Annotated in this window: 27 protein-coding genes; 1 reads left to right on the top strand and 26 read right to left on the bottom strand. The window is 62.3% G+C overall.

Translation table 11 applies throughout. The annotated features are described in order from the left end of the window. Positions 1-233: 233 nt before the first annotated feature. On the top strand, positions 234-488 hold the full coding sequence (locus tag IFT60_RS21955) for an antitoxin Xre/MbcA/ParS toxin-binding domain-containing protein (RefSeq protein ID WP_229511078.1): 255 nt from the start codon (positions 234-236) through the stop codon (positions 486-488). Between the two features lie 51 nt (positions 489-539). Here IFT60_RS21955 and tatC read toward each other — a convergent pair whose 3' ends face one another. From tatC to IFT60_RS21825, 26 genes are all read right to left on the bottom strand, one after another. Further along, entirely contained in the window at positions 540-1295 is a 756-nt protein-coding gene (gene tatC, locus IFT60_RS21950; protein ID WP_192055720.1) for a twin-arginine translocase subunit TatC, read from the bottom strand. Continuing rightward, the gene (gene tatB / locus IFT60_RS21945) at positions 1296-1787 is read right to left on the bottom strand and encodes a Sec-independent protein translocase protein TatB (protein ID WP_192055719.1); all 492 of its coding nucleotides are present in this window, start codon (positions 1785-1787) and stop codon (positions 1296-1298) included. It lies immediately after the preceding gene. 15 nt (positions 1788-1802) lie between these two features. Then, the gene (gene tatA, locus IFT60_RS21940; protein WP_192055716.1) at positions 1803-2045 is read right to left on the bottom strand and encodes a Sec-independent protein translocase subunit TatA; all 243 of its coding nucleotides are present in this window, start codon (positions 2043-2045) and stop codon (positions 1803-1805) included. Positions 2046-2173: 128 nt separating this feature from the next. Further along, positions 2174-2548, bottom strand: coding sequence for a histidine triad nucleotide-binding protein (locus IFT60_RS21935; protein ID WP_192055714.1), 375 nt, complete (start codon positions 2546-2548; stop codon positions 2174-2176). A 99-nt stretch (positions 2549-2647) separates the two neighbouring features. Then, positions 2648-2989 carry a phosphoribosyl-ATP diphosphatase gene (locus IFT60_RS21930; RefSeq protein WP_192055712.1) on the bottom strand — a complete coding sequence of 114 codons (342 nt, stop codon included), beginning with the start codon at positions 2987-2989 and terminating at the stop codon, positions 2648-2650. Continuing rightward, positions 2986-3414, bottom strand: a complete 429-nt coding sequence (gene hisI, locus IFT60_RS21925; protein ID WP_192055709.1) for a phosphoribosyl-AMP cyclohydrolase — start codon at positions 3412-3414, stop codon at positions 2986-2988. The genes IFT60_RS21930 and hisI overlap by 4 nt, the downstream gene beginning before the upstream one ends. Before the next feature lie 2 nt (positions 3415-3416). Beyond that, positions 3417-4178 carry an imidazole glycerol phosphate synthase subunit HisF gene (gene hisF, locus IFT60_RS21920; RefSeq protein ID WP_192055707.1) on the bottom strand — a complete coding sequence of 254 codons (762 nt, stop codon included), beginning with the start codon at positions 4176-4178 and terminating at the stop codon, positions 3417-3419. Between the two features lie 16 nt (positions 4179-4194). Continuing rightward, positions 4195-4971 (bottom strand): 1-(5-phosphoribosyl)-5-[(5-phosphoribosylamino)methylideneamino]imidazole-4-carboxamide isomerase, encoded by a 777-nt coding sequence (hisA, locus tag IFT60_RS21915; protein WP_192055704.1) that lies wholly within the window; start codon positions 4969-4971, stop codon positions 4195-4197. Positions 4972-5019: 48 nt separating this feature from the next. After that, positions 5020-5661: an imidazole glycerol phosphate synthase subunit HisH gene (gene hisH / locus IFT60_RS21910; RefSeq protein ID WP_192055702.1), complete on the bottom strand. Its 642-nt coding sequence runs from the start codon at positions 5659-5661 to the stop codon at positions 5020-5022. Between the two features lies 1 nt (position 5662). Further along, entirely contained in the window at positions 5663-6253 is a 591-nt protein-coding gene (gene hisB / locus IFT60_RS21905) for an imidazoleglycerol-phosphate dehydratase HisB (RefSeq protein WP_056341024.1), read from the bottom strand. 28 nt (positions 6254-6281) lie between these two features. Continuing rightward, positions 6282-7379, bottom strand: coding sequence for a histidinol-phosphate transaminase (hisC, locus tag IFT60_RS21900; RefSeq protein WP_192055700.1), 1098 nt, complete (start codon positions 7377-7379; stop codon positions 6282-6284). Further along, a complete protein-coding gene (locus IFT60_RS21895) occupies positions 7376-8221 on the bottom strand; it encodes a DNA-methyltransferase (protein ID WP_192055697.1) in 846 nt (281 codons plus the stop codon). The genes hisC and IFT60_RS21895 overlap by 4 nt, the downstream gene beginning before the upstream one ends. Continuing rightward, positions 8218-9534, bottom strand: a complete 1317-nt coding sequence (gene hisD / locus IFT60_RS21890; RefSeq protein WP_192055695.1) for a histidinol dehydrogenase — start codon at positions 9532-9534, stop codon at positions 8218-8220. Before hisD ends, IFT60_RS21895 begins: the two co-directional genes overlap by 4 nt. A gap of 3 nt (positions 9535-9537) precedes the next feature. Next, entirely contained in the window at positions 9538-10221 is a 684-nt protein-coding gene (hisG, locus tag IFT60_RS21885) for an ATP phosphoribosyltransferase (protein WP_192055693.1), read from the bottom strand. 17 nt (positions 10222-10238) lie between these two features. After that, entirely contained in the window at positions 10239-11489 is a 1251-nt protein-coding gene (gene murA, locus IFT60_RS21880; protein WP_192055691.1) for a UDP-N-acetylglucosamine 1-carboxyvinyltransferase, read from the bottom strand. After that, entirely contained in the window at positions 11490-11726 is a 237-nt protein-coding gene (locus IFT60_RS21875; protein WP_056341013.1) for a BolA family protein, read from the bottom strand. It lies immediately after the preceding gene. 40 nt (positions 11727-11766) lie between these two features. Further along, positions 11767-12534: an ABC transporter permease gene (locus IFT60_RS21870; protein ID WP_192055688.1), complete on the bottom strand. Its 768-nt coding sequence runs from the start codon at positions 12532-12534 to the stop codon at positions 11767-11769. After that, complete coding sequence (locus IFT60_RS21865; protein WP_192055686.1) at positions 12531-13451, bottom strand: ABC transporter ATP-binding protein; 921 nt, start codon at positions 13449-13451, stop codon at positions 12531-12533. Before IFT60_RS21865 ends, IFT60_RS21870 begins: the two co-directional genes overlap by 4 nt. Positions 13452-13823: 372 nt before the next feature. Then, a complete protein-coding gene (locus tag IFT60_RS21860) occupies positions 13824-14099 on the bottom strand; it encodes an STAS domain-containing protein (RefSeq protein ID WP_192055684.1) in 276 nt (91 codons plus the stop codon). Between the two features lie 2 nt (positions 14100-14101). Further along, the gene (locus IFT60_RS21855; RefSeq protein ID WP_192055681.1) at positions 14102-14749 is read right to left on the bottom strand and encodes an MlaC/ttg2D family ABC transporter substrate-binding protein; all 648 of its coding nucleotides are present in this window, start codon (positions 14747-14749) and stop codon (positions 14102-14104) included. Positions 14750-14825: 76 nt separating this feature from the next. Then, positions 14826-15644: an MlaA family lipoprotein gene (locus tag IFT60_RS21850; protein ID WP_192055679.1), complete on the bottom strand. Its 819-nt coding sequence runs from the start codon at positions 15642-15644 to the stop codon at positions 14826-14828. Further along, positions 15641-16114, bottom strand: a complete 474-nt coding sequence (gene mlaD / locus IFT60_RS21845; RefSeq protein ID WP_192055677.1) for an outer membrane lipid asymmetry maintenance protein MlaD — start codon at positions 16112-16114, stop codon at positions 15641-15643. Before mlaD ends, IFT60_RS21850 begins: the two co-directional genes overlap by 4 nt. Positions 16115-16181: 67 nt before the next feature. Beyond that, positions 16182-16964 carry a lipid asymmetry maintenance ABC transporter permease subunit MlaE gene (gene mlaE, locus IFT60_RS21840; RefSeq protein WP_192055674.1) on the bottom strand — a complete coding sequence of 261 codons (783 nt, stop codon included), beginning with the start codon at positions 16962-16964 and terminating at the stop codon, positions 16182-16184. After that, positions 16961-17764: an ABC transporter ATP-binding protein gene (locus IFT60_RS21835; RefSeq protein WP_192055672.1), complete on the bottom strand. Its 804-nt coding sequence runs from the start codon at positions 17762-17764 to the stop codon at positions 16961-16963. Before IFT60_RS21835 ends, mlaE begins: the two co-directional genes overlap by 4 nt. A 345-nt stretch (positions 17765-18109) precedes the next feature. Beyond that, a complete protein-coding gene (gene gltD, locus IFT60_RS21830; RefSeq protein ID WP_192055670.1) occupies positions 18110-19573 on the bottom strand; it encodes a glutamate synthase subunit beta in 1464 nt (487 codons plus the stop codon). A 150-nt stretch (positions 19574-19723) separates the two neighbouring features. After that, on the bottom strand, positions 19724-24445 hold the full coding sequence (locus IFT60_RS21825; RefSeq protein WP_192055668.1) for a glutamate synthase-related protein: 4722 nt from the start codon (positions 24443-24445) through the stop codon (positions 19724-19726). Between the last annotated feature and the right edge of the window lie 165 nt (positions 24446-24610).

Below are 24610 nucleotides of genomic sequence, written 5' to 3'. Positions count from 1 at the left end.
GCCGCGTGGTCGCAACGTTCAGGGTGGGGCCGTCCACCCTACGCCCCTTCGGCACATGCAACGTTCATATTTGGAAGGACGCCGCGCAGACCCGTAGGGTGGACGGCTGCACCCGGATGCATGCATACCGTTGGCGGTGACGCCGCCCACGCGTTCAGGCAGCCGCCGCGCCGCGTGTGGACACGCCAGCGGCGCAGGTAGAATACGCGTTTCACCCCTATCACCCGACGCTCATGACCCAGGACGCCCCACTCACCCCCGATTCACTGACCGCCCTGCGCGAACGCTTCCAGCAACAGTCGCGCAAGGCGCAGGCGTATTACGCGATCATGCACGAAGCCCGGCGCGTGTTGGGCAGCGAGGAGGCGGCCAGCAGCTGGATGGAAGCGCCGCTGGCCGCCTTCGAGGGCAGCACGCCGGCGCAGCTGGTGGCCGCCGGCCGCGAGAATGCGCTGCTGGAGCACGTCCGCGCCATGAAGGCCGCATAAAAAAAGCCGGGCAAGCCCGGCTTCATGCCATGTGATCAGTTGATCAGTTGATCAGGCCGGCTCTTCCGGCGCCTGCGTCATCTTGACGAACATCGGCGCGACCAGCAAACCCAGTTCGAACAGCAGGCACATCGGAATGGCCAGCGCCAGCTGGCTGACCACGTCCGGTGGCGTGACGATGGCGGCGATGACGAAGGCGCCGACGATCAGGTAGGGACGGATCGACTTCAGCTTGTCGATGCTGACGATCCCCATGCGCACCAGGATCACCACCACCACCGGCACCTCGAAGGTGGCGCCAAAGGCGAGGCACATCGACATCACGAAATCGAGGTAGTTTTCGATGTCGGGCATCACGGCGATCGAGTCCGGCGCGAAGGCGGCGATGAAGTGGAATACGCGTCCGAACACGAAGAAGTAGCAGAACGCGACGCCGCCGATGAACAGCAGCGAGGACGAGATCACCAGCGGCAGCACCAGGCGCTTTTCGTGCGCGTACAGGCCGGGGGCGACGAAGGCCCACATCTGGTAGAACACCCAGGGCAGCGCCACGATCAGCGCCACCATCAGGGTCACCTTCATCGGCACCAGGAAGGGCGATACGACGCCGGTCGCGATCATCTGCGCACCCGGCGGCAGCGATGCGATCATCGGCATCGCGAGGAAGTCATAGATTTCCTTCGGCCCCGGCCAGACGAACAGCCCGATGCAGACGATCGCCACACCGATGATGGCCTTGACCAGGCGATCGCGCAGTTCGACGAGGTGGGAGATGAAGGTTTCTTCGACTGGCGCTTCGTCTGTCATTTAAAAGAATGAGGAATTGGATTTGGTACCGGGCCGGAACTTGCGCACGCGCGCGGCGCCCGACAATACCCGGGTCTTGCTGCCGGTGCGGTGCTTGTACCAGGCCGGCACGGCGGAGCTGCGCACCAGCTTCTTGCGGCGGAAATCTTTCGCCTTGCGCTCGAGGTTATCCATGCTGGCGATCGGCGCGGGGGCGCTCGGCTGGATGTCGCCGCGCCAGGCGGCTTCGACTTCCTGCACGCTGCTCGACAGGTGGTGCTCGACGTCCGACTGGAATTCGGCGGCGCTGTCGGCCACTTCCTTCTGCAGGTTGCGCAGCTCGTCGAGCTGGATCTCGCGGCTGACCTCGGACTTGACGTCGTGCAGGTAGCGCTGGGCGCGGCCGTATAGGGTGCCGGCCATGCGCGCCACCTTCGGCAGCTTTTCAGGGCCGATCACGATCAGCGCCACCACACCGATGATGGCGATCTTCGACAGTCCCAGGTCGATCATACGGCGGCGACCGGATTACGAACGGTGCTTTTCGCGGGTCTCGACGTCGATCGTCGATTTGTCCGCGACCTGGCTCGGGTGCACCGGCGGCGTCGTCGTGGTGGTCGTCGTCTTTTCCTCTTCGCCCTTCACGCCATCCTTGAAACCTTTGACGGCCTTGCCGATGTCGGAGCCGACATTGCCCAGCTTCTTGGTACCGAACAACAGCACCACCACGACCAGCACGATTACCCAGTGCCAAATGCTCATCGAACCCATTTTGATCTCCTCAGTGGGCGCATGCGCCCGCAATCATTGAAGCGTAGTTGAAACATACTGCGCCACTTATTTTGCCAGTATAAGCCATGCAGGCGCTCCCGACGCTTAGTAGCAGCTTAGTAAAAGTGTCAGGTGCCCAGGCCGCGCCACGGCCGCGCACCGCCATACACGTGCATGTGCAGGTGATAGACTTCCTGCCCGCCATTCGGACCGCTGTTGATCAGGGTTTTGAAGCCGCCGCCCGCCTTGCCGTCGGCACCGCGCGTCACCGCCACGCCGTGTTCGGCGGCGAGTTTCGGCGCCAGCGCCAGCATTTTGCCGAGCACGGCCGTGTGTGCGTCGGTCACGTCGGACAGGGTGTCGACATGCTGTTTTGGAATGACCAGCAGGTGCACCGGTGCCGCCGGGTTGATGTCCCTGAACGCCAGCACCTCATCGTCTTCATACACAACCTGTGCCGGGATCTGCTTGGCAGCAATCTTGCAAAAAATGCAGTTGTCCATCTTGTCTCCAGTTTCCGTTGCTGCGGCAATACAGGCCGCAGGGCAATCCGAACCATCTTATATGAGAACCATGACGCCGCAATGACGCCATGCGTTCCATCAATCTTCTTGACGCGACGCTTTTTCGGCGAGGCCGGACAAGCCTTCGCGTCGCGCCAGTTCGTCGACCACCTGTTGCGGCGTCAGGTCGAATTTGGCCAGCAGCACCATCGAATGGAACCACAGGTCGGCCACTTCGTACACCAGTTTCGAGGCGTCGCCCGAGACGCGCGCGTCTTTCGCCGCCATCACGGTCTCGGTGGCTTCCTCTCCGATTTTTTTCAGGATCGCGTCGTCGCCCTTGGCGAACAGCTTGGCGACATACGAGGTCGCCGGGTCGCCGCCGTTTTCCAGCTTGCGCGATTCGATCGTTTGCGCCACGCGCGCCAGGGTCGTGCTCATGTGGTTTTCTTTGTATGGGTGTAAATCGTTTCCGGATCCTGCAGTACCGGCTCCACCGCCTGCCAGTCTTCGCCGTCGAATTTCTGGAAGAAGCAGGAATGGCGCCCGGTATGGCAGGCGATGCCGCCAGCCTGCTCGATCTTGAGCAGCACCACGTCTTCGTCGCAATCGAGGCGCATCTCCAGCACCTTCTGGGTGTGGCCCGATTCCTCTCCCTTGTGCCACAGTTTCTTGCGCGAGCGGCTCCAGTAGACGGCTTCGCCCAGCTCCACCGTGCGCGCCAGGGCGTCGCGGTTCATCCAGGCGAACATCAATATGTCGCCGGTGGACGCTTCCTGGGCGATCACCGGCACCAGGCCGTTCTCGTCCCAGCGTACTTTTTTCAGCCATTTCGCGTTGGCGGCGCTTGTCGTCGAATGCGGCATGATCATTCCAGGCGCATCGGGATGCCACGCTCGGCCATGAAGCGCTTGGCTTCGCCGACCGTGTGCTGCCCATAGTGGAAAATGGAAGCGGCGAGTACGGCATCGGCATGGCCGTCGAGCACGCCGTCGGCCAGGTCTTGCAGCCCGCCGACACCGCCGGAGGCAATCACCGGAATGCCGACCGCGTCCGAGACGGCGCGCGTCAGGCCGAGGTCGAAACCGGACTTGGTGCCGTCGCGGTCCATGCTGGTCAGCAGCAGTTCGCCGGCGCCCAGCTGTTCGAGGCGCATCGCCCACTCGACGGCATCCATGCCGGCAGGGTTGCGGCCGCCATGGGTGAACACTTCCCATTTGCCCGGTGCGACCTGTTTGGCGTCGATCGCCACCACGATGCACTGCGAGCCGTGCTTCTGGGCGGCGTCGAACACCAGTTGCGGGTTTTGCACGGCCGAGGTGTTCATGCTGACCTTGTCGGCGCCAGCGTTCAATAGCCGGCGCACGTCTTCGACCTTGCGCACGCCGCCGCCGACGGTCAGGGGAATGAAGACGGTCGAGGCGACCGCTTCGATGATGTGCAGGATCAGGTCGCGGTTGTCGGAGGACGCCGTGATGTCGAGGAAGGTGATTTCGTCGGCGCCCTGGCCGTCGTAGCGGCGTGCGATCTCGACCGGATCGCCGGCGTCGCGCAGCTCGGTGAAATTGACGCCCTTGACGACGCGCCCGCCGGTCACGTCGAGGCAGGGGATGATGCGTTTTGCCAGCATAGTTTTACCGGGCCTATTAAGCCTGTTCGCCCTCGGTCAGTTCGTCGGCGCGCGCCTGGGCCGAGGCCAGGTCGATCGTGCCTTCGTAGATCGAACGGCCGCAAATGACGCCTTCGATGCCTTCGTCCTGCACCGCGCACAGCGCCTCGACGTCGGCCAGGTTGTGCAGGCCGCCGGAAGCGATAATCGGAATGCGCACCGCTTGCGCCAGGCGCACGGTCGCTTCGATGTTGATACCGCCCATCATGCCGTCGCGGCCGATGTCGGTATAGATGATCGATTCGACGCCATAACCCTCGAATTTCTGCGCCAGGTCGATGACTTCGTGGCCCGACATCTTGCTCCAGCCGTCGGTGGCGACCTTGCCGTCCTTGGCATCGAGGCCGACGATGATCGAACCGGGGAAGGCGCCGCAGGCGTCGTGCAGGAAGCCGGGATTTTTCACGGCGGCGGTGCCGACGATGATGTAGGTGATGCCGTCGTCGAGGTAGCGCTCGATGGTATCGAGGTCGCGGATGCCGCCGCCCAGCTGGACAGGGATTTCGTCGATGCCGTTTTCTTCGGCGAATTCCTGCACGACTTGCAGGATCGACTTGATGGCCGGCTCGTTCTTCGGCTTGCCGGCAAAGGCGCCGTTCAGGTCGACCAGGTGCAGGCGGCGCGCGCCTTTTTGCAGCCAATGCAGGGCCATTTCGGCGGGGTCTTCGGAGAAGACGGTGGCGAGGTCCATATCGCCCTGTTGGAGGCGAACGCAGTGACCGTCTTTCAGGTCGATGGCGGGGATCAGCAGCATGGTCGTTGTCGGTTAAGTAGGAAGAACGGTGGAGTGAGCGTAAAAGATCTACGGATTCCAGTGGATGAAATTGCGGTACAGGCGCAGCCCGGCGGCCGCGCTTTTTTCTGGGTGGAACTGGGTGGCGACGATGTTATCGCGCGCGACGGCGCAGGTGTAGGCGCCGCCGTAGTCGGCTTCGCCGATGGTGTCGCCCGCCACTTCTGGCGCCACGTAATAGCTGTGTACAAAGTAAAAATAGCTGCCGTCGGCGACGCCATCCCACAGCGGGTGGGCGCGGGTCTGCTGGACGCGGTTCCAGCCCATCTGCGGCACCTTGAAGCGCGAGCCGTCCGCTTGCAGTTTGCCGTCGAGTTGAAAGCGCACGACCTTGCCAGGCAACAGGCCCAGGCCCGGCGTGCCGTCGTTTTCTTCGCTCTCGTCGAACAGCATCTGTTCGCCGACGCAGACGCCCATGGTCGGGCGCGTCTTCATCGCCCGCAGCAGCGCTTCCTGGCCGCCCGATTCGCGCAGGCTGCGCATGCAGTCGCGCATCGCGCCCTGCCCCGGCAGCACGATGCGGTCGGCGGCGTCGATGTCGTCCGGCTGGTGCGAGACCAGGATGTCGGCTTCCGGCGCGGCCGTGCGCAGCGCCTGCACTACCGAGCGCAGGTTGCCCATGCCGTCGATCACCACGATCTTGTTGGCCATGTTACAGGCTGCCTTTGGTCGAAGGGATGATGCCGGCGGCGCGCTCGTCGAGCGTGGTCGCCATGCGCAGCGCGCGCCCAAAGGCTTTGAAGACCGTCTCGCACTGGTGGTGCGCGTTCACGCCGCGCAGGTTATCGATGTGCAGGGTGACACCGGCGTGGTTCACGAAGCCGCGGAAGAACTCGCCGGTGAGGTCGACGTCGAAGGTGCCGATCATGGCGCGCGTCCAGGGGATGTGCATTTCCAGGCCGGGGCGGCCAGAGAAATCGATGACCACGCGCGACAGCGCTTCGTCCAGCGGCACGTAGGAATGGCCGTAGCGGGTCATGCCCTTCTTGTCGCCCACGGCCTTGGCGATCGCCATGCCGAGCGTGATGCCGGTGTCCTCGACCGTGTGGTGGGCGTCGATGTGCAGGTCACCCACGGCCTCGACTTCCAGGTCGATCATGCCGTGGCGCGCGATCTGGTCGAGCATGTGGTCGAGGAAGGGCACGCCGGTGTTCAGTTTCTGGCGGCCAGTGCCGTCGAGATTGAGCGCGACGCGGATTTGCGTTTCGTTGGTGTTGCGGGTGATGTCTGCAGTGCGGGTCATGAAAAGGTGCTCGTCGGTTCAAGGCAGCTTACGCTTGCGCGAGCGCGGCCTTGAGGGCATTCAGGAATGCGGAATTTTCTTCCGGGGTGCTGACCGTGACACGGATGCAATTGGCCAGCGATCCATGCATTTTACTCAAATTTCTAATCAGGACCTTCGCCTCGAAGAGTTTTGCACAAACGGCGGCCGCATCCGGCACCCGCAGCGAGATGAAATTCGCTGCCGATGGAAATACTTCGACCCCCGGCAGCGCCGCCAGTTCGGCGGCCAGGCGCGTGCGCTCGTCGTTGATGCTGGCCGCCTGCGCGTCGAGCACCTCGACGTGGTCGAGCACGAACTCGGCCGCCACCTGGGTCAGCACGTTGACGTTATACGGCGGACGCACCTTCTCGAACTCGGCCAGCAGTTGCGGCGCCGCCGTCATGTAGCCGAGGCGGATGCCGGCCAGGCCCAGCTTGGACACGGTGCGCATCACGACCAGGTTCTCGAAGTCGCCGAGCCGGTCCATGAAGGTTTTACGGGCGAACGGCTGGTAGGCTTCGTCCACGATCACGAGGCCGTGCTCGCCCTGCGCCTGCAGGATCGCTTCGATGTCCTCGGTCGCGAACAGGTTGCCGGTCGGGTTGTTCGGATAGGCCAGGAACACGACCGCCGGCTGGTGCAGGGCGATCGCTTTCAGCATGGCGTCCATGTCGAGCGAGAAGTCCTTGATCAAGGGCACGCCGACGAAATCGGCGCCCGCGAACTGGGCCGAGCGCGAATACATGACAAAGGCCGGCACCGGCGCCAGGATGGTGGCGCGCCGCTTCTGGTTGGCGACGGTGGTGGCGACGATCTGGATCAGCTCGTCCGACCCGTTGCCGAGCATGACGTCGTAGCCGGCCGGGATGCCGAGCTTGGCGATCACCTGTTCCTTCAAGGTCGCGTACGAGCCGGTCGGATAGCGGTTCAGCACGGCCTCGGCCAGGCGCTGGCCCAGTTCCGCGCGCAACGCACGCGGCAGTTCGTACGGGTTTTCCATCGCATCGAGCTTGATGAAGCCGCTCGCATCGGGCACCGTGTAGGCGCCGATGGCGCGGATGTCTTCGCGGATGACGTTGGCGATCAGGTTGTCGATTGAGCTCATGCTTGTTCCTCGGTAGTGGCGCTGGCGGCGCGGATGACTGCCTTGGCGGCGCGCGCGATGTTCTTGCGTTGTTTGATGGTGGGGCTCGGTGCCGGTGCGGCCAGGCGCGCGTCGATGATGGCGCAGTACTCCGGATTGAGTTCGAAGCCGGCGTACTGGCGCTGCAGATTGCGCGCGGCGATCGCCGTGGTGCCGCTGCCCATGAACGGATCGAGCACGACGCCGCCCGGCGGGCAGGATGCCTTGATCATGCGTTCGATAATTTCGAGCGGCTTCTGGGTCGGATGATCGGCGCGCTCCGGATGCTCGCGGTGCAGGCGCGACACGCTCCACAAATCCTTCGGGTTGTAGCCGACCTCGAGCCACTTGGCGCCGACGAAAATCGAACGCGAACGCGCCTTCTTGGTCGCCGCGTCATACGGAATGCGCACCGCATCGAGGTCGAAATAGTAATCCTTGCGGTTGACGAAGAAGCCGATGGTGTCGTGCACTGAGCTAAAACTGCGCACGCTGCCGCCCATCGAGGGCACGCGCCGGTCCCAGATGATCTCGTTCATCATCGTCATGCGCTTTTTCAGCATGACGAAGATCTCCGGCGCGAAGCGCCAGGTGAGGAAGATGTACAGGCTGCCGTTCGGTTTCAGCTTCGGCAGCGCGGCATCGATCCACTCCTCGGTCCAGGCGAGGTAGGCTTCGACGCTTTGCTGGTCGGAGCCGTTGCCGTAATCCTTGCCGAGATTGTAGGGCGGGTCGGTCAGGATCAGGTCAACGGCGCCATCGGGGATGCGCGCCAGGCCAGCCAGCGCATCCTCGCAGAATACCCGGTTGACCCAGTCAGTCATGACGGGGATTTAATACGCAGTTCTGCGCTGCGCGCGTGCGCCTGCAGTCCCTCGCCATACGCCAGTTCGGCCGCGACTTTACCGAGCGTCTGGGCGCCCGCTTCGCTTACCTGCAGGATCGACGAGCGCTTCTGGAAATCGTAGACGCCCAGCGGCGACGAAAAACGCGCCGTGCGCGAGGTCGGCAGCACGTGGTTCGGACCGCAGCAATAATCTCCCAGCGCTTCCGACGAAAAGCGGCCGAGGAACATGGCGCCGGCGTGACGGATTTTATCGGCCCACTGCTGCGGGTGCTCGGCCGAGATTTCCAGGTGTTCGGCGGCGATGTCGTTGGCGATCGCGCACGCTTCCGCCATGTCGCGCACTTTAATCAATGCGCCGCGGTCGCCCAGCGACGTCGTGATGGTCGCGGCGCGCGGCATGGTCGGCAGCAGCTTGTGGATGCTGGCCTCGACCTGCGCGATGTAGTCGGCGTCCGGGCACAGCATGATCGCCTGCGCCAGTTCGTCATGCTCGGCCTGCGAGAACAGGTCCATCGCCACCCAGTCGGGATCGGTCGTGCCGTCGCACAGCACCAGGATCTCCGATGGTCCGGCGATCATGTCGATGCCGACCGTGCCGAACACGCGGCGCTTGGCGGCGGCGACATAGGCATTGCCGGGGCCGACGATCTTGTCGACCGCGGGAATGGTCTCGGTACCGTAGGCCAGCGCGGCCACGGCCTGGGCGCCGCCGATGGTGATCACGCGCGTCACGCCGGCAATCGCAGCGGCGGCCAGCACCATCTGGTTTTTGACGCCGTCCGGCGTCGGCACCACCATCACGATGTCTTGAACGCCCGCCACCTGCGCCGGGATCGCATTCATCAGCACCGACGATGGATACGCCGCCTTGCCGCCGGGGACGTAGATGCCGACGCGGTCGAGCGGCGTGACGCGCTGGCCGAGCACCGTGCCATCCGCTTCGGTGTAGGTAAAACCGTTGAGTTCCCCCTTCTGGCGCTCGTGAAAAACGCGGATGCGTTCGGCGGCCGTTTGCAAGGCGTCGCGCTGCGCTTGGGGCAGCCCGGCCAGCGCGGCGTCCAGCTCGTCCTGCGCCAGGTCGAAGGCGGCCATGCTGGAAGCACTGACGCGATCAAAACGGTTGGTGTAGTCGAGCACGGCGGCGTCGCCGCGCGCCTTGACGTCGCGCAGGATCTGGCCGACGGCCGTTTCGATCGCATCGTCGGTGTCGGCCTCGAAGGCGAGCAGCGCATGCAGCTCCTGCTTGAAACCGTCGTGGGTGGAATCGAGTTTGCGGATCTGTACAGCCATGGTTCAGCCTTGTTGCAGTGATTGTTTGGAAGCGCGCTCGAACGCTTCGATGATGGGTTGCAGGCGCGCGCGTTTCAGTTTCAGTGCCGCCTGGTTGACGACCAGGCGCGAGGAGATCTCCATGATCTTCTCGACTTCGACCAGGTTGTTCGCGCGCAGCGTATTGCCGGTCGAGACCACGTCGACGATGGCGTCCGACAGCCCGACCAAGGGCGCCAGTTCCATCGAGCCGTACAGTTTAATGAGGTCGACGTGCACGCCTTTGTTCGCGAAGTGCTGGCGCGCGGTGTCGACGAACTTGGTCGCCACGCGCAGGCGCGCGCCCTGGCGCACCGCGGTCTCGTAGTCGAAGCCGGCGTTCACCGCCACCGACATGCGGCAGCAGGCGATGTTCAGGTCGACCGGTTGGTATAAACCCTCGCCGCCGTGCTCCATCAGCACGTCCTTGCCGGCCACGCCGAAGTCGGCGGCGCCGTACTGCACATAGGTCGGCACGTCGCTGGCGCGCACGATCAGTACGCGCACGGCCGGGTCGTTGGTCGCCAGGATCAGTTTGCGGGACGTTTCCGGATTCTCGGTGACGGTGATGCCGGCCGCTGCCAGCAGCGGCAGCGTGTCCTCGAAAATCCGGCCTTTGGACAGCGCCAGGATCAAGCCCTGGTCCGTCGATTGTGTTGCGATGCTCATGGGTTTGACTATTTCGATTACTTGATGCGCACGATGTCGGCGCCGACGCGCGACAGTTTCACTTCCATGCGGTCGTAGCCGCGGTCAAGGTGATAGATGCGGTCGATCAGGGTGGTACCCTCGGCCGCCATCGCGGCGATCACCAGCGACGCCGAAGCGCGCAGGTCGGTCGCCATCACCTCGGCGCCCACCAGGCGCTCGACCCCCTTGATCAGGGCGGTATTCCCTTCGGTGAAGATGGCGGCGCCGAGGCGATTCATCTCTTGCACGTGCATGAAGCGGTTCTCGAAAATCGTCTCGGTCACACGGCTCGGGCCGGCGGCGATGGTGTTCACCGCCATGAACTGGGCCTGCATGTCGGTCGGGAAGCCCGGGTATTCGGTGGTGCGGAACGACACAGGGTGCGGGCGGCTGTCCATGCGCGCGCGGATGGTATCCGTGCCCACGTCCATCTGCAGACCGACTTCGCGCAGCTTGTCGAGCGCGACATCGAAAATATCGGTGCGGGTGTTGGTCAGCACGATGTCGCCGCCGGTGGCCGCCACCGCGCAGAGAAAAGTAGCCGCTTCGATGCGGTCGGAAATCACGGCGTGTTTGGCGCCATGCAGTTCGGCCACGCCCTGGATCACCAGGCGGTCGGTGCCGATGCCTTCGATCCGGGCGCCCATGGCGACCAGCAGATTCGCCAGGTCCGTCACTTCCGGCTCGCGCGCGGCGTTTTCGAGAATGGTCTCGCCTTCGGCCAGGGTCGCGGCCATCAGCAAGTTCTCGGTGCCGGTGACCGTGATCATGTCGGTCAGAATGCGCGCGCCTTTTAATTTTTTGGCCTTGGCGTAGATGTAGCCGCCTTCGATCGTGATCTCGGCGCCCATCGCCCGTAGACCCTTGATGTGCTGGTCGACCGGACGCGAACCGATCGCGCAGCCGCCCGGCAAGGAGACCTTGGCTTCGCCGAAGCGCGCCAGCAGCGGGCCCAGCACCAGGATCGAGGCGCGCATGGTTTTCACCAGTTCATACGGCGCTTCCAGGCTGGTGATATTCGCGCCGTTCAGGGTGACGTTCTCGTCGTCCTGGGTCACGGTGAGGCCGGTCTGCGCCAGCAGTTTCAGGATCGTCTTGACGTCGTGCAGGCGCGGCACGTTCGACAGTTCGACGTCGCCGGACGTCAGCAGGCCGGCGCACAGGATCGGCAGCGCCGCGTTCTTGGCGCCGGAGACCGCGATCTCGCCGTTCAGGCGCTTGCCGCCGACAATTTGAAGCTTGTCCATTTAGCCTCCGTATTCTTCGGGCGTCAGCGTCTTCATCGACAGCGCGTGGATTTCTTCGCGCATGCGGTCGCCCAGCGCCGCATACACCAGCTGGTGGCGCTGGATCGGGCGCTTGCCGGCAAAGGCAGGCGAGACGATCAGGGCCGAGAAGTGACGTCCATCGCCTTCGACCTGCAAATGGGTGCATTGCAGGCCGTTTTCGATGTAGCTGTGAATCAGTTCTGGAGTGGTCGACACGATAATTCCTGGATAAATGTTATACGGTTCAGTGGCGGACTCAGTGGCGTAACTTATACCCGCCGCGCAGCAGGTTGATCGCCACTGCCGCGAGCACCGCGAAGAAGGCGCATACGATGGCAAGGCTGGTCCACGGCGAGATATCGGACTGGCCGAAGAAGCCGTGGCGGAACCCGTCAATCATATAAAAGAACGGGTTGAAATGCGAGACCGCCTGCCAGAAGCCTGGCAGCGAGTGGATCGAATAGAACACCCCGGCCAGGAACGTGGCCGGCATGATCAGGAAGTTCTGGAACGCGGCCAGCTGGTCGAACTTATCGGCCCAGATACCGGCGATCACGCCGAGCGTGCCGAGAATGGCCGCGCCCATGACGGCGAACACGATGATCCACAGCGGCGCGGCGAAACTCAGGTGCGCAAACCAGGCGGTAATCGCGAACACGCCGGCGCCGACCGCCAGGCCGCGCACGACCGATGCCGACACATAAGCCAGCAGGATTTCCCAGTGCGACAGCGGCGGCAGCAAAATGAATACCAGGTTGCCGGTGATTTTCGACTGGATCAGCGAGGAAGACGAATTGGCGAAGGCATTTTGCAGCACGCTCATCATCACCAGGCCCGGCACCAGGAAGGCGGTATACGACACCCCTGGATAGACTTCCACCCTGCCTTCGAGCACGTGGCCGAAGATCAGCAGGTAGAGCATGGCCGTCAGGATCGGCGCGGCAATCGTCTGCGTCGCCACTTTCCAGAAGCGCAGCATCTCTTTGTAGAACAGGGTGCGGAAACCTACCGAAACAAAGCTCACAGGGCGCCCTTTTCCATAATCTGGATAAAAATATCTTCGAGATCGGCTTGCTGCAGCTGCATCTCGTCGATCACCGCTCCGCTCTCGCGCAGGCGCGACAGGATCGGCTCGACTTCCGAATAATCGTTCACGCGCAGGATGTATTTGTTACCTGTGCCATTCCCATGCTCGTCGTGCGACACCAGGTGGCGCAGGTCGGCCGGCAAGGCGCCGCTTTTCAGGTGCACGATCAGTTGCGAACCCGACACCCGGCGCAGCAGCGCGCTCATCGTGTCGAGGGCGACGACTTGCCCGGATTTGAGCATCGCCACGCGCTGGCACATCGCTTGTGCTTCTTCCAGATAATGGGTGGTCAGCACGACCGTGTGCCCGCCTTCGCGGTTCAGGCGAGAAATGAATTTCCACAGCGTCTGGCGCAACTCGACGTCGACGCCGGCGGTCGGCTCATCCAGCACGATGACCGGCGGTTTGTGCACCAGCGCCTGGGCGACGAGCACGCGCCGCTTCATGCCGCCCGACAGGGCGCGCATGTTGACGTCGGCCTTGTTGGTGAGGTCGAGGTTTTCCATGACCTCGTCGATCCACTTGTCGTTGTTCTTGATGCCGAAGTAACCCGACTGCAAGCGCAGCGTCTCGCGCACGGTGAAGAACGGGTCGAATACCAGTTCCTGCGGTACCACGCCAAGTTTTCGTCTCGCTTCGCGGAAATCGGTGACGACGTCGTGGCCGTGGATTTGCACGCTGCCGACATCGGGCCGGATCAGGCCGGCAATGGTGGAAATCAGGGTGGTCTTGCCGGCGCCATTCGGCCCAAGCAAGCCGAAGAACTCGCCCTGTTCGATCGTCAGGGAAACGCCTTTCAAGGCTTTGAAACCCTTGTAGCTCTTCTCGACGCTGTTAATCTGGATCGCTGTCATTGTTCTTTGGAGTGGCTGCGACACAGGCGTGCGCAATCCGGGCGGGGAAACGACCCATTATAGGGGAAATCGCAAATACAAGAGCCTGGCGGCATTCAGGAGGGGAAGTTTCCGTAGGGCGGGCATGCCCGCCGCGAACGTCGCATCATCGGCGGCGGTGGAAGGAATACGGCGCGTTCCATGGAAATTCGCCGCGGGCACGTACAAGGATCGGCGGGCATGCCCGCCCTACGGTGCACCACGATTTTCGTAGGGCGGGCATGCCCGCCAGGAACGTCGCGTCATCGGCGGCGGTGAAGAGATACGCCGCGTTCCATGGGGAAAACGCCGCAGGCACGCACAGGCATTGGCGGGCATGCCCGCCCTACAAGCTTAACTGCGGGCCAGCACGTCCTCGAGCCCATACAACTGCGTCAAGGCATCGATATTGCCCGGCACATTAATAAAGGTCAGCTTTTGCCCCGCGTCGCGGGCGCGGCGTTGCCAGGCCAGCAGCAGGGCCACGCCGGACGAATCGGCGGCGCGCACGCCGCCCAGGTCGAAGACGGTCTCGCCGGCCTGGATCGCGGCGACACCCTGCTCCAGGGCCGCTTGCGCGGTCTCGAAGGTCAGGGCGTCGAGCGACAGCATCGGATTTGCTTCGGCCATGTTTACTTGGGCGCCTTCAATGGCTTACTGGCCAGTTGCTTGTTACGGTCAGCCAGCTTGGTGATCAAGCCATCGATGCCGGACTTGTTGATCTCGGCGGCAAAGGTACCTTTATACGTCTCGACCAGCCACGCGCCCAGCACGTTGATGTCGTAGATCTTCCAGCCTTGGTCGCCCTTGGCCAGGCGGTAGTTCAGGGTGATCGGCTCGCCGCGCGAAACGTTCACCTGCGAACGCACCTCGACGTCGGTGTCGGTCGGCTGCGAACGCATCGGCTTGAATTCGATGGTTTCGTTCTTGATCTGCGACAGCGCGCCCGAATACGTGTAGACCAGCAGCGTGCGGAATTCTTCCGACAGGCGCTTTTGCTGTTCCGGGGTGGCTGTGCGCCAGAAGCGGCCCGCTGCCTGGGCCGTCATCTTGTCGGCGTCGACGTACGGCAGGATCTTGGAGTTCACCAGTTCCATGATCTTGTTGCGGTTGCCGGCCTGGATGTCCTTGTCGGCTTTCACGGTGTCGATGACGTCGGCGCTGATGCGTTTGACCAGCACGTCCGGTGCCTCGTTGGCGGCCCGGGCTGGTGCGGCGATGACGCTGGTGGCAAAGACGACGGTTGCGGCGGTGGCGATGAGTTGGGCGATTGGTTTCATATGCTCTCTTTTCTGTCGGTTGCGGGAGGTCGGGCCGCGCGCCGCGTCAAGCGTCGCGCCGGCCCCCTACTAAACATTACTTCCGCTGCACGTCGGGCGCCGGGGTCGCCGGGCTGGCTGGCTCCGGCACCACTTGCGTGTTCGATTTCGGCGCCTCTGCCCCCTGGTCGTCGGATGCATCGCTCGCACGCTCGGATTCGCCATCGCGCACCTGGCTCTGGCGGCGTTGCATGAAGCCGTCACGGATGAAATCGTAACGGTCGAGCGCGGCTTCCTCGAACAGGTTCGATGCTTCCAGCAAGGATGCGCGCTGGTCGACGGCACGCACGCCGATACCGACGTTGCGGGTGCTGACTGGCGTCACGGTGGTCCAGGCATCGGCCCACCAGTCGGCCGGCAATGCAGCGGTGTCACGTACCGTAGATGGGCCCAACAATGGCAACATCAAGAAGGGACCGGAAGGAACACCCCAATATCCCAGCGTCTGGCCGAAATCTTCGTTGTGTTTCTGCAGGCCGGCTTCCGACGCGATATCCAGCACGCCGAGAATGCCGAAGGTCGAATTCAGCGCGACGCGCATGAAATCGGTCGCGCCCGCTTCTCCTTTACCTTGCAGCAGGTTATTCACCGAGCTCCAGGCATCCGACAAATTGCCGAAGAAATTACCGACGCCCGTTTGCACGAAGCCCGGCAACACGTTTTTATAGGCAGTCGCGGCAGGTTTCAGGGCCACGCGGTCGACCGTGTCGTTGAACGCGAAGGTCGCACGGTTGATTTTTTCCAGCGGATCTTGCGGATTGCTCGGGGTGGCACAGCCAGCCAGGACGGCGCAGGCGGCAGCCGCCAGTGCCAGGCTGGACCAACGCGGCAGGGCTTTCATTTTATTGCTGTTCATTCGCTGCCTTCCTTTCCTTCGGCGGCCTTGCTGTAGATGAACTGATTGATCAGGTCTTCCAGCACGGTGGCCGATTGCGTACGGTTGATTCGATCGCCGTCGACGAGGTTTTTCGTCTCGCCACCCGGTTCGATGCCAATGTATTGCTCGCCCAGCAGACCCGCGGTCAAAATCTTGAGCGACGAATCTTTCGGAAACTTGTAGTTCGGATCCAGGTTCAAGCTGACCATCGCCTGGAAGGTTTTATCGTCGAATGTAATGTCGCCAACCCGGCCGACCACGACACCGGCGCTCTTGACCGGCGCCTGTGGCTTCAATCCACCAATGTTGTCGAACTTGCCGACGACCGTATAGGTCTCGGCGAACGAAAGCGAGCTCATGTTCCCTGCCTGCAGCGCCAGGAACAACACGGCGGCAGCGCCCAGCAGGACAAACAATCCAACCCAGACATCGATGATTTTACGGTGCATAGTAATTCCTAGTAGCTCGGCCGTCTGTGCGCGGCCAAACGAAACGATTTATTGATGATTAATTTATTTATTGCGTAAACATCAGGGCGGTCATCACGAAATCCAGTCCAAGGACCAGCAGCGAGGCGATGACGACCGTGCGCGTGGTGGCGCGCGCCACGTCGGCCGGGGTCGGTTTTACGTGGTAGCCCTGGAACACGGCGGTAAACGTCACCGCGATGCCGAACACGAAACTTTTAATCACGCTGCTGACGACATCGCGGTTGACGTCGACACCGGCCTGCATTTGCGACCAGAAGGCGCCTTCGTCCAGGCTCAGCATTTTGACGGCGACCAGGTAGCTGCCGATGATACCGACGGCGGAAAACACGGCGGCCAGCACCGGCATGGCAATCACGCCACCCCAGAAACGCGGCGCCAGCACGCGCTGCACCGGATTCACGGCCATCATTTCCATGGCCGACAATTGCTCTCCGGCTTTCATCAGGCCGATCTCGGCGGTGAGCGAGGTACCGGCACGGCCAGCGAACAGCAAGGCGGTGACGACCGGGCCCAGTTCGCGGATCAGAGAGAGGGCGGTGAGCGAACCGAGCTTTTCCTCGGCGCCGAACTGGATCAGGTTCACGTAGAACTGCAAGCCCAGCACCAAACCGACGAACAGGCCGGAAACGATCGTGATGACGAGCGAATAGTTACCAATAAAATGAATCTGCTCGGAAATCAGGCTGGGACGGCGCCAGGCACCCGGCGAAAAACGCAGCAAATTGAAAAACGCGCGCGTGGCAAAGCCGAGGCTTTCGATCGATTCGCGCACGGTGGTGCCGGCGCTTTCAAAGAAACGCAGGATCATCGTTTCACTCCCAGGCCCAGGTCGTCGGCCAGCGACTTGCCTGGATAATGGAAGGGCACCGGACCGTCCGGCTCGGCATTCACGAACTGTTTCACGTACGGGTCTTTGGACACGCGCAGCTCGGCCGGCGTACCTTCGGCAACGATCTTGCCAGCCGACATGAAATACACGTAATCGGCGATGGCAAAGGTTTCGTTGACGTCGTGCGAAACGAGGATCGACGTCGACCCGAGCGCGTCGTTCAGGTTGCGGATCAGGTTCGCAGTGAGACCCATCGAGATCGGATCGAGGCCGGCGAAGGGTTCGTCGTACATGATCAGTTCCGGGTCGAGTGCGATCGCGCGCGCGACGGCGACGCGGCGCGCCATGCCGCCGGAAATCTCGCCCGGCTTCAGTTTGGAGGCATTGCGCAGGCCGACAGCGTTCAGTTTCATCAGCACCAGGTCGCGAATCAGCTCTTCCGGCAAGTCGGTATGCTCGCGCAGCGGGAAGGCAACGTTGTCGAAAATGGTGAGATCCGTGAACAGCGCGCCGAACTGGAACAGCATGCCCATGCGCCGACGCAGGCGATACAGCCCCTCGGTGCGCAACTCGTGCACGACTTCGCCGCCAACCCGGACCGCGCCGCGCTGTGGACGGATCTGGCCGCCGATCAGGCGCAGGACCGTGGTCTTGCCGCAACCGGAACCACCCATCACGGCAATGAGCTTGCCACGCGGGAAATCCATGCGCAGGTTCGACAGGATCTTGCGATCGCCATAAGCGAACTCGAGATCACGTATTTCTACAAGGTTAGACACAGGGGGATAGTCGGATTTGGGAATCTCGTATTGTAGTGCAGAAACGGCAAGCTCTGCTTGGGACAGCCCCGTTTCACTCCCGCTTCCGACGTATGGCTACAACACTAATAACCGAAGAGTCAGCTATTTCATTCCGCAAGTCATTGTTTTTGTTGATATATGCATATAAGGCAACATTGTCATTTGTTGATGCTTATTAACATTTCTCACTAGCAGCAAGAGTTCCGGTTTTGTAGGGTGGGCCGGGCGGCGCTCCGCTCTCGAGCCCACGCGGTGCACTGCTTGCAGGTCGAAAAATATTTTCGACCAGAGAGGCGCTTTACCGCGTGGGCACAAGTGCCCACCCTACCGTGGCAGGACTGACGCGCCCATCAGGAACTCATCCACCGAACGCGCGCACTGCCGCCCTTCGCGAATCGCCCACACCACCAGCGACTGGCCGCGGCGCATGTCGCCTGCCACGAACACTTTCGGTACCGAGGTCTGGTAGCAAGTCTCGCCCTCGGTGGTAGCGCGCGCATTGCCGCGCGCATCCTTGACCACGCCGAACGCATCCAGCACCTGCTGCACTGGCGACACGAATCCCATGGCCAGGAACACGAGATCGGCCTTCATTTCGAATTCGCTGTCCGCCACTTCGACCATCTTGCCGTCCTTCCACTCGACGCGGCAGGCAACCAGCTTTTCCAGTTTGCCGTTCTTGCCTTCGAAACGTTTAGTGGCGACAGCAAAATCGCGCTCGCAGCCTTCCTCGTGCGAGGACGAAGTGCGCAGCTTGGTCGGCCAGTAAGGCCAGACCAGCGGCTTGTTTTCCTGTTCCGGCGGCATTGGCATCAGTTCGAACTGGGTCACCGTGGTGGCGCCGTGGCGGTTCGAGGTGCCGACGCAGTCGGAACCGGTATCGCCGCCGCCGATCACGACCACGTGCTTGCCGGTCGCCTTGATCTGGTCTTTCAATTTATCGCCAGCATTCACGCGGTTTTGCTGGGGCAGGAAATCCATCGCGAAATGCACGCCTTTCAGTTCGCGCCCCGGCACCGGCAAATCGCGCGGCTGCTCGGCGCCGCCGGCCATGACGACGGCGTCGAATTCGGCTTGCAGGTCTTCCGGGAAGATCGTGTCGCGCGCCATGTTGCTGACCGTGGCCGGGAAATCCTTGCCGATCAACACGCTGGTGCGGAAAGTCACGCCCTCGGCCTGCATCTGCTCGACGCGACGGTCGATTAACCCCTTTTCCATCTTGAAGTCGGGGATGCCATAGCGCAGCAGGCCACCGATGCGGTCACTCTTTTCGAACACCGTCACGGCGTGACCGGCGCGTGCCAGCTGCTGGGCCGCGGCCAGGCCGGCGGGGCCGGAGCCGACCACCGCCACCTTCTTGCCGGTTTTGACCAGGGCCGGCTGCGGCACCACATAGCCGTGCTCGAAGGCGGTGTCGGCGATTTTGCGCTCGATCGACTTGATGCCGACCGGCTCGTCGTTGATGCCGAGCGTACAGGCCGATTCGCAGGGCGCCGGGCAGATGCGGCCGGTCACTTCCGGGAAGTTGTTGGTCGAGTGCAGGTTGTCGATCGCTGCGCGGTAATTGTTGTGATACACCAGGTCGTTCCAGTCGGGGATCTGGTTGTTCACCGGGCAGCCCGTGTTACAGAACGGGATGCCGCAATCCATGCAGCGCGCGCCCTGCACTTTCGCTTGGCCGTCGGTCAGGGTGACGACGAATTCCTTGTAGTTCTTGACGCGCGCGGCGGGTTCCAGGTGATTTTCTTCCTGGCGTTGAAATTCCATGAAGCCGGTGATTTTGCCCACGTTTTTATCCTTTGCTTGTCGGTGACTGACACCGGTCGTTTCTTTACACAGCGCGGCTGCGCGACAGTTCGTTGAACGCGTGGGCGGAGGATCTGCCCACCTTACGGGTCTGCTCGCATGCCATTGGTCGTTGCGAGCAGCCCATGATGCTTACGCCGCGAGCTCGATCTTGTCGTTCGCTTCTTCCATGCTGCTGTTGTGCATTTCTTCCAGCGCGCGCTTGTAGTCGGTCGGGAAGACTTTGACGAACTTGCCGCGGCTGTTGGCCCAGTCGTCCAGCAAATTACGGGCGCGGGTGCTGCCGGTATATTTGAAGTGGCGTTCGATCAGGCGGCGCAGGATGGTTTCGTCCGACTCGCGCTCGGTGTCGCGGCTCTGGCTGTGCCAGCCGGACACGTCGCCCTGCTCCTTGGTCGAGACCACGCGTTCCAGGTTGACCATGGTCGTATTGCAGCGCGCGGCGAACTCGTCCTTCGGATCGTAGACATACGCCACGCCGCCCGACATGCCGGCCGCGAAATTGCGTCCGGTTTCGCCCAGCACCACGACCGTGCCGCCGGTCATGTATTCGCAGCCATGGTCGCCGCAGCCTTCCACCACCGTGGTTGCGCCTGAGTTGCGCACCGCGAAGCGTTCGCCGGCCACGCCATTGAAGAAGGCCTCTCCGGAAATCGCGCCGTACAGCACGGTATTGCCGACGATGATGTTGTCCACCGCCCAGCCGCGGAATTCCGTGTTCGGACGCACGATCACGCGGCCGCCCGACAGCCCCTTGCCGACGTAGTCGTTGCCTTCACCCACCAAATCGAGCGTGATGCCGGCAGCCAGGAAGGCGGCCGCCGATTGCCCGGCCGTGCCTTGCAGCTGGATGTGGATAGTGTCGTCCGGCAAGCCGGCATGGCCGTAACGCTTGGCGACTTCGCCCGACAGCATGGTGCCGACCGTGCGATTCACGTTGCGCACCGGCGAAATAAAGGAAACGCGTTCTCCCTTTTCCAGCGCCGCTTTGGCTTGCGTGATCAATTTATGGTCGAGCGCGCGGTCGAGGCCGTGGTCTTGGGCATCGGTATGGAACAGGTTGCGCGGGGCGTCGGTCTTCGGCTGATAGAAAATGTTCGAGAAGTCCAGGCCCTGCGCCTTCCAGTGCGTGATCGCCTTCGATTTGTCCAGCAAATCGGCGCGGCCGATCAGTTCGTCATACGTGCGGATGCCGAGCTGCGCCATCAATTGCCGCGCTTCTTCGGCGACGAAGAAGAAGTAATTCACCACGTGTTCCGGCTTACCCTGGAACTTGGCGCGCAGCACCGGATCCTGCGTGGCCACACCGACCGGACAGGTGTTCAGGTGGCATTTTCTCATCATGATGCAACCTTCGACCACCAGCGGCGCCGTGGCAAAACCGATCTCGTCGGCGCCGAGCATGGCGGCGATCACGACGTCGCGCCCGGTCTTCATCTGACCGTCGGCCTGCACGCGGATGCGGCTGCGCAAGCCGTTGAGCACCAGCGTCTGCTGGGTCTCGGCCAGGCCCAACTCCCATGGCGTGCCCGCATGTTTGACAGACGATAGCGGCGAGGCGCCGGTGCCGCCGTCGTGGCCGGCGACCACCACGTGGTCCGCTTTCGCTTTCGAGACGCCGGCGGCGACGGTGCCGATGCCGACTTCCGACACCAGTTTCACCGAGATCGAAGCGTTTGGATTGGCATTCTTCAGGTCGTGGATCAGCTGGGCCAGGTCTTCGATTGAATAGATGTCGTGGTGCGGCGGCGGCGAAATCAGGCCGACACCCGGCACCGAGAAGCGCAGCGAGGCAATGTATTCCGACACCTTGTGACCCGGCAGCTGACCACCTTCACCCGGTTTTGCGCCCTGCGCCATCTTGATCTGGATCTGGTCGGCCGAACTGAGGTATTCGGCGGTGACGCCGAACCGGCCCGACGCCACCTGCTTGATCTTCGAACGCAGCGAATCGCCGTCTTCCAGTGGAATGTCGACCGCCACGCGATCGGCACCGATCACCGACGCCAGCGTCTCGCCCTTGCTGATCTTGATGCCCTTGAACTCGTTCAGGTAACGGCGTGGATCTTCGCCGCCTTCACCGGTATTGCTCTTGCCGCCAATGCGGTTCATGGCGATCGCCAGGGTAGCGTGCGCTTCGGTGGAAATCGAACCGAGCGACATGGCGCCGGTGGCAAAACGCTTGACGATGTCTTTGGCAGGCTCGACTTCGGCCAGCGGGATCGCCTTGCTTGGATCGATCTTGAACTCGAACAGGCCGCGCAGCGTCAAGTGGCGGCGCCCCTGTTCGTTGATCAGTTGGGCATATTCCTTATAGGTGTTGAAATTGTTGGCGCGCGTGGAATGCTGCAGTTTCGCGATCGCGTCCGGCGTCCACATATGGTCTTCGCCACGCACGCGGAAGGCGTATTCGCCGCCGGTGTCGAGGGCATGCGCCAGCAACGGGTCGGCGCCGAAGGCGAGGTTATGCAGGCGCAGCGCTTCCTCCGCGACTTCGAACAGGCCGATGCCTTCCACCGTCGACGAAGTGCCGCGGAAGTATTTGTCGACCAGCGATTTGTTCAGGCCGACGGCTTCGAAGATCTGCGCGCCGCAGTACGACATGTAGGTCGAGATGCCCATCTTCGACATCACTTTCATGAGGCCCTTGCCGATCGCCTTGGTGTAGTTGTAGCAGGCGGCGCTCGGGTCCATTTCGTGCGGCAGGTGCTGGGCCAGGTCGGCCAGGGTTTCCAGCGCCAGGTACGGGTGCACGGCTTCGGCGCCGTAACCGGCCAGCAAGGCGAAATGGTGGGTTTCGCGGGCCGAACCGGTTTCCACCACCAGGCCGGCGGAGGCGCGCAGGCCGCGCATCACCAGGTGCTGGTGGATGGTGGACGTCGCCAGCAATGCCGGAATCGCCACCGTCTCGCCCGAAACGGCACGGTCCGACACGATCAGGATGTTGTGGCCGGATTTCACTGCATCGACCGCTTCCGCGCAGAGCGAGGCCAGCGAGGCTTCGATGCCTTCCTTGCCCCAGGCGACCGGGTAGCAGATGTTCAATTCGTACGATTTGAACTTGCCGCCGGTATGGCTGCTGATGTTGCGCAGGCGCGCCATGTCGTCGAAGCCGAGCACCGGCTGCGACACCTCCAAACGCATCGGCGGATTGACGTTATTCGTGTCGAGCAGGTTCGGCTTGGGACCGATGAACGACACCAGCGACATCACCATGCTTTCGCGGATCGGATCGATCGGCGGGTTCGTCACCTGGGCAAACAATTGTTTGAAATAATTGTACAAAGGTTTGAGCTTGTTCGACATCACCGCCAGCGGCGAGTCGTTGCCCATCGAACCGGTCGCCTCTTCGGCCAGCACCGCCATCGGCGCCATCAGGAACTTTAAATCTTCCTGGGTATAGCCGAAGGCTTGCTGGCGATCGAGCAGCGTGATCGCCGCTTTTTCGCCCTGGGCCGGCGCATCTTTCAGACGGCTTTGCGCCAGCTGCGATTCGGACAGCTTGATTTCATTGAGCTTGATGCGCACCGACTTGATCCAGGCTTTATAGGGCTTGGCATTCGAGAAGGTGTCTTTCAACTCTTTATCGTCGATGATGCGGCCGGCTTCCAGGTCGATCAGGAACATCTTGCCGGGCTGCAGGCGCCATTTCTTGACGATGCGCGATTCCGGAATCGGCAGCACGCCGGACTCGGAAGCCATGATCACCAGGTCGTCTTCGGTGACGACATAGCGCGCCGGACGCAAGCCATTGCGGTCGAGGGTACCGCCGATGTGGCGGCCATCGGTAAACGCCATTGCGGCCGGGCCGTCCCACGGCTCCATCATCGCCGCGTGGTATTCATAAAAGGCCTTGCGGTTGTCGTCCATCGTCGGATGGTTTTCCCAGGCTTCGGGAATCATCATCATCATCGCCTGGGCAACCGGGTAGCCGGCCATGACCAGCAATTCGAGCGCATTGTCGAAGCAGGCGGTATCGGACTGGCCCTCGTAAATCAGTGGGAACAGTTTATGCAGGTCGTCGCCCAGCACGGCCGACTTCATCATGCCTTCGCGCGCACGGGTCCAGTTGAAATTGCCTTTGACGGTATTGATTTCGCCATTGTGGGCGATCAGGCGGTACGGGTGCGCCAGCGGCCATTCGGGGAAAGTATTCGTCGAGAAACGCTGGTGCACCAGCGCGAGCGCGGAAACGCAGCGCGGATCCTGCAAATCCTTGTAGTAGACGCCGACCTGGTCGGCCAGTAATAAACCTTTATAGACGATGGTGCGCGCCGACATCGAGGGCACGAAGAATTCCTTGCCGTGCAAGAGTTTCAGCGCCTGGATCGCGTGGCCCGAGGATTTGCGGATCACGTACAGCTTACGTTCCAGCGCATCGGTCACCATGATGTCCGGACCGCGGCCGATGAAAATCTGGCGAATGACCGGTTCCTTGGCCTTGACGGTAGGCGACATCGGCATAGCTTCGTCGACCGGCACATTGCGCCAACCGAGGACCACTTGCCCTTCGATGCGCACGGCGCGCTCGATTTCCTGTTCGCAGGCGATGCGCGAAGCGTGTTCCTTCGGCAGGAACACCATGCCGACGCCATATTCGCCGGGCGGCGGCAACTCGACGCCCTGCCTGGCCATCTCGTCGCGGAAATACTGGTCAGGGATCTGGATCAGGATACCGGCACCATCGCCCATCAGCGGGTCGGCGCCGACGGCACCCCGGTGATCCAGGTTCTTCAGGATCAACAGCCCCTGATCGATGATGGAATGGCTTTTGTTGCCTTTGATGTGGGCAATAAAACCGACGCCGCAGGCATCGTGTTCATTGGCGGGATCGTATAAACCTTGGGCAATCATGCGGGACTCTCCACAACGTAATCAGGGGTAAAGGACGAGAATAGTGCAATGCAACAAAGACGGCAAGAAGAACAATGAGGGTCGGAGTCGAATTAAAATCCTGTTTCGATAGCTGATGCTTAAATGGGGACAGGTCGAATCGGAGCAAAAATTCGTTTTATTGTG

The organism is Massilia sp. CFBP 13721, from assembly GCF_014842025.1.
Lineage (GTDB): Bacteria > Pseudomonadota > Gammaproteobacteria > Burkholderiales > Burkholderiaceae_D > Telluria.
Note: the sequence above shows the minus strand (reverse complement) of the source record. Positions and strands in the feature narration are given on the sequence as shown.

Bases quoted from the DNA above. Each gene is read 5' to 3' on its own strand.
- IFT60_RS21955 (WP_229511078.1), top strand. From the start codon at position 234: ATGACCCAGGACGCCCCACTCACCCCCGATTCACTGACCGCCCTGCGC.
- tatC (WP_192055720.1), bottom strand. From the start codon at position 1,295: ATGACAGACGAAGCGCCAGTCGAAGAAACCTTCATCTCCCACCTCGTC.
- tatB (WP_192055719.1), bottom strand. From the start codon at position 1,787: ATGATCGACCTGGGACTGTCGAAGATCGCCATCATCGGTGTGGTGGCG.
- tatA (WP_192055716.1), bottom strand. From the start codon at position 2,045: ATGGGTTCGATGAGCATTTGGCACTGGGTAATCGTGCTGGTCGTGGTG.
- IFT60_RS21935 (WP_192055714.1), bottom strand. From the start codon at position 2,548: ATGGACAACTGCATTTTTTGCAAGATTGCTGCCAAGCAGATCCCGGCA.
- IFT60_RS21930 (WP_192055712.1), bottom strand. From the start codon at position 2,989: ATGAGCACGACCCTGGCGCGCGTGGCGCAAACGATCGAATCGCGCAAG.
- hisI (WP_192055709.1), bottom strand. From the start codon at position 3,414: ATGCCGCATTCGACGACAAGCGCCGCCAACGCGAAATGGCTGAAAAAA.
- hisF (WP_192055707.1), bottom strand. From the start codon at position 4,178: ATGCTGGCAAAACGCATCATCCCCTGCCTCGACGTGACCGGCGGGCGC.
- hisA (WP_192055704.1), bottom strand. From the start codon at position 4,971: ATGCTGCTGATCCCCGCCATCGACCTGAAAGACGGTCACTGCGTTCGC.
- hisH (WP_192055702.1), bottom strand. From the start codon at position 5,661: ATGGCCAACAAGATCGTGGTGATCGACGGCATGGGCAACCTGCGCTCG.
- hisB (WP_056341024.1), bottom strand. From the start codon at position 6,253: ATGACCCGCACTGCAGACATCACCCGCAACACCAACGAAACGCAAATC.
- hisC (WP_192055700.1), bottom strand. From the start codon at position 7,379: ATGAGCTCAATCGACAACCTGATCGCCAACGTCATCCGCGAAGACATC.
- IFT60_RS21895 (WP_192055697.1), bottom strand. From the start codon at position 8,221: ATGACTGACTGGGTCAACCGGGTATTCTGCGAGGATGCGCTGGCTGGC.
- hisD (WP_192055695.1), bottom strand. From the start codon at position 9,534: ATGGCTGTACAGATCCGCAAACTCGATTCCACCCACGACGGTTTCAAG.
- hisG (WP_192055693.1), bottom strand. From the start codon at position 10,221: ATGAGCATCGCAACACAATCGACGGACCAGGGCTTGATCCTGGCGCTG.
- murA (WP_192055691.1), bottom strand. From the start codon at position 11,489: ATGGACAAGCTTCAAATTGTCGGCGGCAAGCGCCTGAACGGCGAGATC.
- IFT60_RS21865 (WP_192055686.1), bottom strand. From the start codon at position 13,451: ATGACAGCGATCCAGATTAACAGCGTCGAGAAGAGCTACAAGGGTTTC.
- IFT60_RS21860 (WP_192055684.1), bottom strand. From the start codon at position 14,099: ATGGCCGAAGCAAATCCGATGCTGTCGCTCGACGCCCTGACCTTCGAG.
- IFT60_RS21855 (WP_192055681.1), bottom strand. From the start codon at position 14,749: ATGAAACCAATCGCCCAACTCATCGCCACCGCCGCAACCGTCGTCTTT.
- IFT60_RS21850 (WP_192055679.1), bottom strand. From the start codon at position 15,644: ATGAACAGCAATAAAATGAAAGCCCTGCCGCGTTGGTCCAGCCTGGCA.
- mlaD (WP_192055677.1), bottom strand. From the start codon at position 16,114: ATGCACCGTAAAATCATCGATGTCTGGGTTGGATTGTTTGTCCTGCTG.
- mlaE (WP_192055674.1), bottom strand. From the start codon at position 16,964: ATGATCCTGCGTTTCTTTGAAAGCGCCGGCACCACCGTGCGCGAATCG.
- IFT60_RS21825 (WP_192055668.1), bottom strand. From the start codon at position 24,445: ATGATTGCCCAAGGTTTATACGATCCCGCCAATGAACACGATGCCTGC.